This window comes from Kosmotoga sp. DU53, assembly GCF_001639905.1.
GTDB lineage: Bacteria > Thermotogota > Thermotogae > Petrotogales > Kosmotogaceae > Kosmotoga > Kosmotoga olearia.
In genome coordinates, this window is the sequence record NZ_JGCK01000060.1 from 1 (window position 1) to 13075 (window position 13075).

The following is a 13075-nucleotide window of genomic DNA, read 5'->3' on the forward strand; positions in this document are numbered from 1 at the left end:
CAAAATACAAAAGACAGGCTTCGCAAACAACACGAAGCCCTAGACATTTACAAACTCAAGAGTATAATAACTCATTTCCAAGAACAATTAGTGAACATCCAGATTGATAAATCGAAAGGAGGGATCCTCAACTATGTCCCTCTCAATTTCAAGTAGATTCTATTTTGAGGCATCCATCCTATTTCAAGTAGATTTATTTTTGAGGCATTACGGATTTCGAGTTACCCGAAAAAATCTTAGCAGTAGGATATTCGAAGACCGCGATCTAGGAAAAAACCAAGCCCTTCCCGAGGTAGTAAGAGCAAAGAGCGAAGCAGGATATTGAAGAGTGGGTTTGGGGGTAGAAAATCCAAGAATTACAGACTAACAACTATCAACTGGCAACCAGCAACCAAAGCTTTTTTCTACCCGAAGGAATCAGCGCTCCTTATGGGGTCAGGCTTATCCCTCAAAAAAAGGGCAGTACCGTGTGTCCAGAAAAGGCAAGTGCATTCAGTGGGAGATAAACCCACCAAGGCAAAAGCCAGAACCTTGTAGCTTGGTCAGCAAGGGGGAAGGAAACTGAACTCTTGAAGCCTGACGACAAAGCCATCGGAAGGATGGTGAGGGAGTATCCGGGCCGTAACGAAAGTGAACGCACAGGTAGCCTCGAAACCCTTATTCCCGGAAGCCGAATCCATGGTACAGGGATGAAGGCAACATGAATTCACGAAAACTGGATGAAACGTGGATTCATTCTGGCGGGGTGATAGCGACGGCACGAATACAAGGGTGCACAATGCAACTGGAGAAGCCCTCCTCATCCCTGGGAGAAATCCCTTGAGAAAGGTAGGCCATATAACCAGAATGGGAAATTGGCTGAAAGATGAGAGGGTGGCGGATGGGTTCGTAGTAGCGATGAAGGAGGGTAATGCCTCTAGAGCGAAGGAACCCTGCTGTTTGTAGTTTCTCTAACAAAAAGGAGGCAGAGGCGAAAATGAGGAAAACGCCTATCACCCTGCAGGAATTGAGGCAGAGGATATATGCCAAGGCGAAGGCTGAACCGGACTGGCGTTTCTGGGGTTTGTACGTTCATGTATGCAAAATGGAAACCCTCAAACAGGCGTACAAAATGGCTAAAAGAAACAACGGAGCGCCAGGCGTGGATGGAATGACCTTTGAAGAGATAGAAGAACTTGGAGTAGAAGAATATCTTCAAGGGTTAAGAGGGGAACTCCTCAATGGAAATTATTTTCCGTTGAAATACCGAGAAGTTAGAATTCCAAAAGGCAACGGAAAAGAAAGGATATTGAGGATACCTGCGATTAGAGACCGGATAGTACAGGGAGCATTAAAACTCATCCTCGAACCAATCTTCGAAGCAGACTTCCAGGAAGGTTCCTTTGGATTCAGACCGAAAAGAAAAGCACATGATGCCATACACGCGGTGGCAAGGGCGATAACTGAAAACAAAACAACGGTAATAGATTTAGACCTCAGTGAGTTCTTCGACAACGTGAGACACCATATACTTTTCGAAAAAGTAGCGAAGAGGGTCAACGATCCAAAGGTCATGCATTTATTGAAGCTCATCTGCAAAACGGCGGGAAAGAAAGGAATCCCTCAAGGCGGGGTAATCTCGCCACTGCTGGCCAACATATACCTCAACGATGTGGATAAAATGCTGGAAAAAGCCAAAACAGTAACAGGAGACAAAATAGCATACGCCAGATATGCAGATGACCTGGTTGTCTTAGTCAATCCAACTAACAATAGTCTGACAGAAAAGGTTCACAAAAGACTGCTGGAAGAATTCGACAAATTGCAGGTCTAAAGTAAATGAAGAGAAAAGCAAAATTGTTGACCTGGCAAGAGGCGGAAGCTTCACCTTTCTCGGGTTTGAGTTCAGACGGGTCAAAAGCAAGAATGGAAAATGGAGACCCGATTACAAACCGAACCGAAAGGCAAGAAGGAGATTGCTGACAAAACTGAAGCACGAATTCCGAAAGAATCGGTCACAATCTGTCGAAAAGGTGGTTGAAAAAGTAAATCCAATACTCAGAGGATGGTTGAACTACTTCCGGATAGGTCATTCCTCCAAATGCTTCGGATATGTAAGACAGAGAGTGGAAATGAAACTCAGAAGGCATATGATGAGGTCCCGAGGCAGGGAAGGATTCGGCTGGAAAAGGTGGAGTAGGGAAGAGATACAGAAAATCACCGGAATATACAACGACTACGAAATACGATATTACATCCCGAAAGCACTTCCAGGCCGATAGGTCACATAACCCTTGGCACGAAGCAGACAGGAAAGCCGTATGCGGGAAAACCGCACGTACGGTTTGATGTGGCAGGAGATGGAAACCTGGGTACGGCAATACTAGTGAGGCACTCCCGAAGGAAACGGGGAGAAACCGGATAGGTGTTGCCTAAACCTAAGGCGCCATCTCTTGACCCTGCTGTTTTTCGAGGTTCACCCCCGGCGAAGCCGGGCTTACCGGCTTTTAACTGATTCTCGGAAGGTAGATCGCAAAACAGTTTAGACCATTTTTGTAGTTGTAAATTACATCGCCACCGTGTAATTTTGCAACAGCCCGGGCAACCGACAGGCCAAGCCCGTAACCTTCTATTTTATCCACGTTCTTTCTCCTGTAGAAGTTCTCGAAGATTCTTTCAAGCTCTTGAGGAGGAATCTCTTCACCGGGATTAATAATTTCAATAATGATAGATTTGTCATCGCATTTGAGTTTTATTTCAATTGTGCCTTCCCTGGAGTATTTGACGGCATTTTCTATGAGATTGGCAACGGCACGTGCGAGCAGAGTTTCTACCCCGTTGAACGTTACAGCTGGTGGAACGTTTATGTGGAATTGTTTATCGGGATTAAGGACCATTTGATTTTCTATCACATCCAGAACTGTCTGCGAAAGGTCGAAAGGTTTAAACCTATTTACGATCCCTTTTTCGATGTTGGAGATTAGTAATAGATCGTTTGAGGTTTGAATAAGGTTATCTAATTCGCGGAGGCTTTCTTTGAGTGAGCGTTTCATGGAGTCAACTGAATCATTGCGGGCTAAGGCTAATTGGAGAGTTGATTTTAGAACTGAAAGAGGGGTTCTCAATTCGTGTGCGATTTTAGCGGACAAAGCTTTGGCGTCTTTGATGAGTAGTTCAAGCCTTTTAAGTGATTTGTTAACCTCGCTTTGAAGCCTCGCAATTTCTGAACCGGTGATTTTTACATTCACCCTTCTCCCGTCTATTTCTGTGTGGCTGATCTCTTCAAGCTGTTTTCCGATTTCTCCAATCGGATTGAGTAGCTTTCTGGTTATGAATATTCCTATAAGTGTTATCAATATCACGACAAAAAGGGAACCTGCAATCAACGCAATCAGGAGATTCTTGAGGAAATTCCTAATGGGTGCCAGGTTGTGAGCAACCACGAACTTGTATTGAGCACCGTTGACCGATTCTTCTGAGATATAGTAGCGATAATTTCCGTAATTACCGAATCCAGTACCTGGGGCTTCCACGTTTTTGAATAAACCACCTTTAATGCGAAAAGAAGCAATTAGCCTATCGTTCTTGTAGATTTCAAATCCCAGGTCTTCACTACCCGGTAGATTTAACAGCCCTGTACGGGGTGCATTTCCTATTGTATATGCTCTAACGATATTTCCATAAAAAGCCAGCAATCTATTGTCGACTTCTCGATATTTCAGATCGTATACGATAGCGTAGAGAAAGGCGGCTAAAAAAAGCAAAGATGAACCGTACGCAATAAGGTACAGCAGAGAGATCTTTGCTTTTAAAGTCACGTTTTATCATCTTCTTTCTTGAGTCTATACCCGATGTTATGAACTGTCTCTATTTTTTCGTCGTAACCAAAAGGTTTGAGCTTTTTTCTCAGGTAGAGCACATAAACGTCAACGATATTACTGCGCGGTTCGAACCCGCTTTCCCATAACTTATCAAGAATTTGTTCTCTGCTAAATACGACACCAGGATTACGCATGAAAAGCTCAAGGAGTGAAAATTCTTTACTGCTGAGATTCAGAGGTTCCCCTTTACAGCTGACTTCCCTGGTTTGCAGGTTCATTACAAGGTCGCCGTATTTGAGAGTTTCCTGACGAACAACCTGATTTCTCCTGATGAGTGCACGGACTCTTGCCACAAGTTCTCTAAGGTCAAAGGGTTTTGGCATGTAATCATCAGCACCGACATTAAGTCCTTCCACCCGATTTTCCACACTGCCCAGTGCCGTGAGCATCAGTATCGGTACCTGGCTCTTTTCTTCATCTCTCAAAAAACGACAAATTTCAATGCCTGACATACCGGGCAAGATTATGTCCAGTATTATACAGTCGTAGTTATAGGAAAGCGCGAGATCCAGACCTTCGTTTCCGTCATATGCCAGGTCAACGATGAAACCTTCGAGTTCAAGATATTTTTTTATATTTTCTGCAAGTTTTTTGTTGTCCTCAACAACCAGTATTTTCACCGGGTCTCACCTACCGTCCTTTTTCCCGCCGGGCGGTTTGGGTTTTGGTTTTTCGTGGTCATCTGACGGTTTGGTTGGGTGATCTGGTTTTGGTACTACAATTGGTGGTTCTGGTTTCTTTTCTTTTTCAATCATTACTTTGAGTTCTTTGATTCTTTCGTTTGGTGTGATGACATCGAGCACCATAGGGATTTCAGAATCTATTGTTATTACAGCATCACGGGTAAATATCTCCCATCGGAGTTCTTTGCCTTTTTTTACGAGCAAACCGGCAATTGGTTCTACACCTGTCTGTAAATACGCCAGGGCAAAGGCATCTTCAAGGGAAACAGCAGGCGCACCAAGATCAAGGTCACAATTTTTCTCCTCTATTGTAATAATTTTTCCAGAATCCCCGGAAATCGTTATGGAGGCTGTTGGAGTTATGACTCTCCATAACTGATTCTCGGAAGAAAGCGGATAGATAGCGAGAACATTCTCGCCTGTTAGTTCCTGTACTTTAAAGATTAGTTCAAGAGAGATGTTGCCAATATTCTCGGAAGACAGGATAGTGTTCAGCACGCCGAACTCAAACTCAGGGTCGAACAACCCTGAAGCTGCCAGCAAGGATCCTGATAATACTGCCAATATTGTTAATGCTATAGATATAATGCGAACAGCTATCACTCCCTCCTAAAAAGTATAACACCTAAAAAGGGCCCACCGAACGGAGGTGGGCCCGGTAAAACTCTTATCTATTATTCCGCGTTAATTTCTCCGAGATCGATATCTTCGCCATTAACTTCGATAATCTCCGGATACACAAAGATGGCTTCAGTTGTGCTTGCAGCAACATCAAAGTCTTCCTGAGAGTACACGGAGTAATCGTATACGTAGAGCATGTATTTTCCGTCTTCTACTTTCTTGAACTTGAATTCGCCTTCTTCCCACTTAGTGCACTCTTTGTGAGTGAATGTTGCGAGGACTTCGTTTTCATCTTCATCTTCACCTGGCATCGACAACAAAGCAGTTGCTTCTTCCGTATCATCAACAGGGTTTAGTGTTACGAGGAATGGTGTGGCAGAGGGGGTAGTGATTATACCAGTGACATCGTAGAGGTCATCACCGTGTCTTGAGTGGATAACAGGTGTCATATGAACATTGTCGACATTTTCTGGATCCCAGCGTCCCTGAACTATCAGAGATCTGGAGAGATCGAAATCAAGTAGAAGAACGTCGGTTTCTGAGATATCAAGTCCTTCTAATGGGCATATTAACTTACCTGCTACGACTTCTATTGGGTATTCCACGCCCAAAACGGTGATAGTTGCAACGTCGCCTACATAGAAACGTAGCTGGTCATAGGTGCCGGTTCCTTCAACGGTTCCAAGATCAATGTCTTCTCCGACGAGATCAAGGAGATTAACAACGGTGGATTCGTCGCTTATTACAAGTTCTGTAGGACTTGCATCTGAACCAATCAAGACTATCTCGTCTATCTGGACTTCAAGTCTCTCGATGTCATTGATCGGTACGACAGCATCAGTCAGGAAGACCTGCAAAGTCCCAACCTCTTCCTCGTCTTCAAAATCATTGATCCAATTAACACAACCTGTGATTGCAAACAACGTAGTAATAGCAACAAGCAGTAATACAGTGATCTTTTTCATGAAACTCACCTCCCCAAAATAATTTCTCCTTCATTCTTGTTGATACACACACATTTAGAATCCATTATTAGAATACACATTTGAGATTAAAAGGAAATTAAAAGACTTATAGAACCGAGATCCGAGAACCGAGAATCCGAGAAAGCTGCTGCGCAGCGGGCACGAATCCTTTCCGGATTGATGCGACCGGCTTCGCCGGGGCTATGGTGTGCCCGGCATGACATACAACTATAGGGTGAAAGTCCCGAATGCGGGGAGCGAGATAAGCATTAGCTGAGGGCAAGGGTGTCACTGGTAACGGTGAATCTGAAGGAAGCCTAAGGCAAAATCTGGAACTGAACGAAAGTGACCAGTGTTGGCCGGTAGAGTGGGTAACCTTGCCGTGTATGGGGAAGCCCGAGCTCCAACTCTACAGGTTTGGATGGCAGACGAACCCGTAGTAGTGTTGAACCTCTCTGAAAGGAGAAGGGACTATCGCCTTGAGCGATGGGGGTAACAGGAACCGAAAGGGTCTGTTACTTGCGAAGGGGTGAAGGGTTGAGGAAATGGCACAAAGGGAAGCGAGTATAACAGGAGCCCGTAATGGAGGCTGAAATGCCGACGGTGGTCTGAAATGGCTGGGGCAGGCAAGTAATCCATTATAGGGTTGGGTATATTCCTCGAAAGGGGTAGAAAACCGATCCTGTTATATGCGACTTATTCTGAAGGCCATGCGGAGGTCGTATAATGGTACTCAACCACCGTCGGAGAATCCGATACTCAATCCATGAGCCGTGTACGTTGGCCCGTATGCACGGTTCTGTGAGAGGACGGGGGGTTCTCCCCCCTCCTACTCGATAACTGCTTCGCAGTTGAAAAAATTAGATGTTTGCAAGGTTGTCAGCTGATAGAGCAAGGCTTACAAAGGCTGACTTGTCATCAATTAAAAGGCCTTCCAGCTTTTACTATAAGAAAAAGAAAGCTGGAAGGCCTTTTCGTTATTTGAATTACAATTACTTAGTTATATGTGTTCCAGATTTTCCCTGAATTGCTTCTTTGACTTTTTCCAGGGAGGTGATGATCGCCTCTTTTCCGGTGGATTCCACGAAATCAATGGCGGATTCTATTTTTGGATACATACTGCCCTTTGCAAAGTGACCCTCATCCATCAATTTTTTGGCTTCGTTGACTGATATGCGTTCGAGAGCTTTTTGATCAGGTTTGCCGAAGTTGATGTAAGCGTGGTCTACGGCTGTGAGAATCAGGAAGAGATCAGCATCTAGGAGTCTTGCCAGTAAAGCGGAAGCGCGATCTTTATCGATGACGGCTTCTACACCTTCAAGTGTTCCGTCATCTTTCTTTACAACGGGTATTCCACCGCCACCGCCGGCTACGAGGATGAAATCATTTCCTGTAAGAGCCTTGATTGCTTCAATCTCAACTACATCCAGAGGTTTTGGGGAAGGGACAACTCTCCTCCAGCCACGTCCGGCATCCTCTTTCATTATCCAGCCTTTTTCTGCTTGAAGTTTTTTCGCGGTTTCTTCATCGTAGAATGGTCCTACTGGTTTTGTGGGGTTTTCAAAACCCGGATCGTTTCTATCAACGATTATCTGGGTTAGAACACAGGCTATTTGTCTTTCTGTTCCCCGGCTTTTCAGTTCGTTGCCGAGAGTTTGGGTTATCAGATAACCTATTGATCCTTGAGTCATAGCATCATTTACGTCGATCGGGAATGGTGGTAATGTGTCCTTGGCAATTTCCTGCTGGACAAGGAGATTTCCAACCTGTGGGCCATTACCGTGTGTTATTACCAGATCATAGCCGTCTTCAATAAGATCTGCAAGATGTTTGACGGTACCAAGCAGATTTTTCTTCATTGCCTCTGCGCTTGGCTTTTCGCCGGGCTTGTTCAGTGCGTTGCCGCCGATAGCTACGACTGCTTTTTTCATGCTCCAAACCTCCCATTACAACAAAGTTGCTATCATAACAGCTTTAATAGTATGCTTTCTGTTTTCGGCTTCTTCGAATACCCTTGACTGTGGTCCTTCTATAACATCTCTCGTTACCTCGTTGCCTTTAACAGCAGGCAAACAATGGAGGAATATGGTATCTTTTCTGTCTGTTAGTTCCATCAATTCCTGGTTTACCTGATAAGGTCTGAGTAAAGCAATTCTTTCTTTAAGTTTGTCTTCTTCACCCATTGAGGCCCAGACATCTGTATAGATAGCGTCAGCGTTCTTTACCGCTTCAGCTGGATCGTCGGTTATTTCGATAACAGCGTTGGTACTTTCGGAAATCTCCCTGCATTTTTTTACCAATTCCTCAGAAGGCCAGAGATCCTTTGGACCACAAGCAACAAAATGCAGTCCCATTTTAGCAGAACCAATCATAAGGGAATTTGCCACATTGTTTCTGGCATCTCCCATAAAGACAAGTTTTCTTCCTCTGAGGCTTCCGAAATATTCCTCTATTGTCATGAAGTCGGCGAGTATCTGGGTGGGGTGGTAGAGATCTGTGAGACCGTTGTAAACAGGTATTCCAGACCATTTTGCAAGGCCTTCAACAGTTTTCTGTTTAAATCCTCTGAATGCTATTGCATCGAACATTCTTCCGAGAACCCTTGCGGTGTCTTCGAGATCTTCCTTGACACCGAGGTGGATATCGTCTTTTGATAGAAACACCGGGTGCCCGCCTTCTTCACCGAAAGCCGTTTCGAAAGCAGTTCGCGTTCTTGTTGATCTTTTCTCGAAGATTATGGCAAGTGTTTTCCCGAGAAATCTTTGTGTTGTTAAACCTGCTTCTTTTTTCTGCTTTTACTTCTCTGGCTATATCGAGGAGATAGCGTATTTCATCCGGTTTAAAATCCAAGAGAGTGAGAAAGCTTTTTCCTTTAAGATTTACTCCCACACAAACTCCCTCCTTTAGTAAAGTGGTATTCTTCTTATATGATACCCATTAAAAAAAATGCTTTCAATCATGTTAACCTCTTTCTGTAAACTTAGATTAAATTATATTGTCGCAATACAATGTTATGCTTCAGTATGCAAGAGTATGCGAGGTTATGCGAGTATATTCATATGGAGGTGTGATCGTGATAAAAGAACTTCTTAAGAACGATATAAAGCGAGTTGTCTCCGATCTTGGAATTGATGAAGTACCAGATTTCAAGGTCGAAATACCGCCGGAGGAATTTGGAGATTATTCTACGAATGTTGCTTTTCTTCTGACAAAAAAACTCAGGAAAAGCCCGAAGATGATCGCCGAGGAACTTTCTGGACGTTTTTCAGAATTAGAGTATGTCTTGAAAGTCACTGTTGCCGGTCCGGGATTTATAAACTTTGTTTTGAACGATTCGATATACAGAAAGAGCCTTTTTCATATTGTAGATAATCCTCGATTCTGGGAAAAAGAAGGAGATACGCTTATTCAATTTGAATTTGGCAGTGCTAATCCCACGGGTCCGTACACCATTGGCCACGGAAGGCAGTTGATATTCGGTGATGTGCTTTGCAATGTTTTTCAGGCGAGAGGTTATCGCGTACACCGTGAGATGTATATAAATGATGCTGGACGGCAGATAAAGCTTCTGGGAAGATCTTTGTGGGTTAGATATAACGAGCTTTTTGGGAAGGAATACGAGCTTCCAGAGGATGGTTATCGCGGTGAATACCTGATCGATCTTGCCGAAGAATTGAAAATCAGTTATGGTGATAGGTTTGTAGATCGTTGGGACTCTGAGATCGAGGAGTTCTTTAAGAGTTATGCTGTTGGGAAGATAATGGAAGGAATGAAAGAATCCCTTGAACGCCTTGGGATGTCCTTTGATAATTATTTCAGTGAGAAGTCGCTCGTAGATGATGGAAGTGTTGAAGAGATACTCCGAAAGTTCGATGAAATGGGTTTGACATATAGAAAGGATGGAGCTCTCTGGTTCGCCGTTTCAAAGTTTGTCGATGATGACGATAAGGTTCTTGTACGTTCTGATGGAACATACACCTATTTTCTGACTGATATAGCCTATCACTACAACAAGTACAAAAGAGGTTATAGAAGGGCTTACGACATATGGGGCGCTGATCACATGGGACATATTCCACGAATGAGAGCAGCTATGAAAGCGTTGGGAATTGCCGATGATTTCCTTTATTTTATAATTCACCAATACGTCAATATAAAACGCGGCGGAGAAGTGATTAAGATGTCAACAAGGAAAGGGCAATTCTCCACTCTCGATGAGCTCGTCGAGTCCGTTGGTAAGGATGCCACGAGATACTTTTTCGCTATGTTTGACCCTGATACCCACATGCTTTTTGATATAGATCTTGCAAAGAAGAAAAACAACGAAAATCCTGTATTTTACGTTCAATATGCCCACGCCAGGATAGCAAGTATCTTTCGAACGGCTTCACAACGCGGGATGAAATTAGATACCAGGATTCCTGAAGTTCTTATGAATGAAGAAGAAAAGCGTTTAATAAAGCAACTCGGGAACTTCCCTGAGATACTGGATCAGATTACTGAGGATTATAAAACAAACCGGCTCACGAATTACCTTGAAAGCCTTGCGGGAGCTTTTCATGCTTTTTACAATAAACACGTTGTTGTGGATGCGGATTCGCCGGAGCTAAGTATGTTCAGGCTTACACTTTGTAAAGCTGTTAAGAATGTTCTTAGTGATGGGCTGAGCCTTATCGGGGTTTCGGCGCCTGAAAGTATGTAGGTGGCTTGTATGAAGCAATTTACAGTTGAGAAGCTGATTTCTGACGGATACAGTTTTGCCAGAGATGAAAATGGAAAGGTTGTGCTGTTAACAGAGGGGCTTCCGGGAGAGACCGTTGAAGCTGTTAAGCTGAAAGGAAAGGAAAGTGTAGAATTCTGGAAGACAGTCAGAGTGGTTCAGTCCTCACCGGATAGAAAAATTAAAGGATGCAAGGGTTTTCCCGACTGTGGGGGTTGCGACTGGGGAGGTCTTCAATATAGTAACCAGCTTCTCTGGAAAAAGAGAATAGTTCAGGAACAATTTCGAAGGGTCGGTAAATTCTATGAACTACCGGATTTTGAGATGATACCATCTAAAAAAACCAACCATTACAGGAACAGGATGGAATATGTGGCTTACCAGAAAGGTAAAAAGATCGGGTTTGGGATGTATAAAAGGTTTAGTAATGAAGTTGTGGATGTAGAGGATTGCGATCTGGGTTATGAGGGATTTGGGAAGGTTAGAAGGACGTTTGAGGAAATCCTTTCCAGATTTGGTGTAAAGCCTTACAATAGAGAATCAAAGAGAGGTTTTTTGAAGCATCTGGTTCTCAGGGGTAACCGTAATGGTGATATTGTTGCTTTGCTAATAACGAAAAGGGAATCTTTTCCCGAAATAGATAAAATAAGTCGGGAAGTCAAAGAGCAATTGCCTGAAGTTACTTCACTGGTACATGTATTTAATTCCCGTGATGATGTTGTGCTTCGTGGACCCTACCGTGTTATATATGGAGAAGGGATTATCACGGAAACCCTCGGGGATGCTGTGTTTCAGGTTCCACCGGTTTCTTTTTTTCAAGCGAATGTTTTTGTTATGGAGGAACTTTTGAAGTACGTTCAACAGGAATTAAATCCATCGCCATCGGAGACCTTTCTGGACCTTTATAGCGGAATAGGAACTTTCGCATTTTACTTTGCAAGGATGTTTAAGAAAGTCGTAGCAGTGGAGGGAATAAAAATCTCTTCCAGAGCCATGCTTTCAAATGCAAGGATAAATATGATAAGTAATCTTGAGGCTGTTAACATGGATACCAGAGATTTTCTTGAAAAGAATGAAGAAAAATTTGATAAAGTGATCCTCGATCCTCCAAGAGCTGGTATCGGTAAAGATATCGAACTGATTGGGAAAGCTTTACCAAAGAGAATTGTTTACATCTCCTGTAATCCAACTACTCTTGCCAGAGATTCCAGATACTTGAGCAACAAAGGCTTTTCTCTCAAGGCTCTGAGAGCGTTCGATATGTTTCCAGATACTCACCACGTTGAGGTTGTAGCAATCTTCAATCGAGTTTGATACTTGAAAGTATTTTTGACAGTGGCTCAAGGATTTTACCGTTGGTGAAGAGCATTTCATTTGTCTGGTGGACTTCTACGTCTTCACCATACCAGTTTGTTACCCTTCCACCGGCCTCTTTTACTATCAAGTAAGCGGCCGCAATATCCCAGATTTTCATTTTGTATCCTATAAAGGCTTCGGATACTCCCCAACCAACGTATGCTCCTTGAATGGCCGCGCTTCCAAGGAGTCTGACGCGTCTGACCTTTCGATGCAGGTGCTTTAAAAGTTCTGAGGCACCAAGTACGGAAGTGCCGAGCGTAACGAGAGATTCATTGAGGTTCATGGTGTTCGATACGTGTATTCTTTCCCCGTTTAGAAAAGCTCCTTTGCCTTCAAGTGCATGGAAAAGAGTGTTGTTGCGGGGTTCATAAATGAGGCCAAACTTTTCTTCTTTTCCGTAAAAGGCTAGAGAGATGCAAAAGATAGGGAATCGATGAATGAAATTGACGGTTCCATCTATTGGATCTATTATCCACTGGTTCTCCTGAAATGTGTTTTGCGAGGCTTCGCCTTCTTCTGCCAGTATTTTATCTTCAGGAAATTGTTTTTGGATCTCGTTTGTTAGCATTTTTTGAATGCTAAGGTCAAACTGAGTTACCAGATCGAATTGATCACTTTTATGAGCAATCTTTCTAACTTTTGTGAAGTTTTCGTTTAGTTCAATGCCGGCTTTTTCAATTATTTTAAGAGCTAATTCCAGACGATCCGTTTGAATCACCCCCAGAGATATTTTCGATGTTATTATAAAACCTCAACCTCATGCGAAAAAGCACTTCCTTCAAGAATTTGGTGAAATGTCAGTCACAGTATAGCTCTTTCAATTTACAAAAGCACTGTGATAAAATTAAAGTCGAAAAGTTGTATAGT

The 13075-nt window shown here is 43.3% G+C and carries 10 protein-coding genes and 2 pseudogenes; 5 read left to right on the top strand and 7 right to left on the bottom strand.

Annotated features, from left to right (window positions below):
• The 3 genes and pseudogenes from DU53_RS12170 to DU53_RS12890 all read left to right on the top strand — a co-directional run.
• Positions 1-156 (top strand): annotated as a pseudogene (locus DU53_RS12170) (ISNCY family transposase); the annotation flags it as partial.
• Positions 157-976: 820 nt separating this feature from the next.
• Positions 977-1813, top strand: coding sequence for a reverse transcriptase domain-containing protein (locus DU53_RS07490; protein WP_235599754.1), 837 nt, complete (start codon positions 977-979; stop codon positions 1811-1813).
• 142 nt (positions 1814-1955) lie between these two features.
• Entirely contained in the window at positions 1956-2261 is a 306-nt protein-coding gene (locus tag DU53_RS12890) for a group II intron maturase-specific domain-containing protein (RefSeq protein WP_235599755.1), read from the top strand.
• A 225-nt stretch (positions 2262-2486) separates the two neighbouring features.
• On the opposite strand, the gene DU53_RS07495 is transcribed toward DU53_RS12890, so the two are convergent.
• The 6 genes and pseudogenes from DU53_RS07495 to argF all read right to left on the bottom strand — a co-directional run bounded on the left by DU53_RS07495 (position 2487) and on the right by argF (position 9018).
• Positions 2487-3797, bottom strand: a complete 1311-nt coding sequence (locus DU53_RS07495) for a HAMP domain-containing sensor histidine kinase (RefSeq protein WP_015868767.1) — start codon at positions 3795-3797, stop codon at positions 2487-2489.
• Entirely contained in the window at positions 3794-4480 is a 687-nt protein-coding gene (locus tag DU53_RS07500) for a response regulator transcription factor (RefSeq protein WP_015868768.1), read from the bottom strand. Before DU53_RS07500 ends, DU53_RS07495 begins: the two co-directional genes overlap by 4 nt.
• Positions 4481-4486: 6 nt before the next feature.
• Positions 4487-5146 carry a hypothetical protein gene (locus DU53_RS07505; protein WP_015868769.1) on the bottom strand — a complete coding sequence of 220 codons (660 nt, stop codon included), beginning with the start codon at positions 5144-5146 and terminating at the stop codon, positions 4487-4489.
• 71 nt (positions 5147-5217) lie between these two features.
• Positions 5218-6129 carry a DUF4382 domain-containing protein gene (locus DU53_RS07510; RefSeq protein WP_015868770.1) on the bottom strand — a complete coding sequence of 304 codons (912 nt, stop codon included), beginning with the start codon at positions 6127-6129 and terminating at the stop codon, positions 5218-5220.
• A gap of 992 nt (positions 6130-7121) precedes the next feature.
• Positions 7122-8060: a carbamate kinase gene (gene arcC, locus DU53_RS07515; RefSeq protein ID WP_015868771.1), complete on the bottom strand. Its 939-nt coding sequence runs from the start codon at positions 8058-8060 to the stop codon at positions 7122-7124.
• A gap of 15 nt (positions 8061-8075) precedes the next feature.
• Positions 8076-9018 (bottom strand): annotated as a pseudogene (argF, locus tag DU53_RS07520) (ornithine carbamoyltransferase).
• A gap of 184 nt (positions 9019-9202) precedes the next feature.
• Here argF and argS point away from each other — a divergent pair.
• Positions 9203-10831: an arginine--tRNA ligase gene (gene argS, locus DU53_RS07525; protein WP_015868773.1), complete on the top strand. Its 1629-nt coding sequence runs from the start codon at positions 9203-9205 to the stop codon at positions 10829-10831.
• A 9-nt stretch (positions 10832-10840) separates the two neighbouring features.
• Entirely contained in the window at positions 10841-12163 is a 1323-nt protein-coding gene (gene rlmD / locus DU53_RS07530) for a 23S rRNA (uracil(1939)-C(5))-methyltransferase RlmD (RefSeq protein ID WP_015868774.1), read from the top strand.
• On the opposite strand, the gene DU53_RS07535 is transcribed toward rlmD, so the two are convergent.
• Positions 12150-12926, bottom strand: coding sequence for an inositol monophosphatase family protein (locus DU53_RS07535; RefSeq protein ID WP_015868775.1), 777 nt, complete (start codon positions 12924-12926; stop codon positions 12150-12152). The two genes, rlmD and DU53_RS07535, sit on opposite strands and share 14 nt — an antisense overlap.
• Between the last annotated feature and the right edge of the window lie 149 nt (positions 12927-13075).

Coding starts and splice junctions, on each gene's coding strand:
- DU53_RS07490 (WP_235599754.1), top strand. CDS start 977: ATGAGGAAAACGCCTATCACCCTGCAGGAATTGAGGCAGAGGATATAT.
- DU53_RS07510 (WP_015868770.1), bottom strand. CDS start 6,129: ATGAAAAAGATCACTGTATTACTGCTTGTTGCTATTACTACGTTGTTT.
- arcC (WP_015868771.1), bottom strand. CDS start 8,060: ATGAAAAAAGCAGTCGTAGCTATCGGCGGCAACGCACTGAACAAGCCC.
- rlmD (WP_015868774.1), top strand. CDS start 10,841: ATGAAGCAATTTACAGTTGAGAAGCTGATTTCTGACGGATACAGTTTT.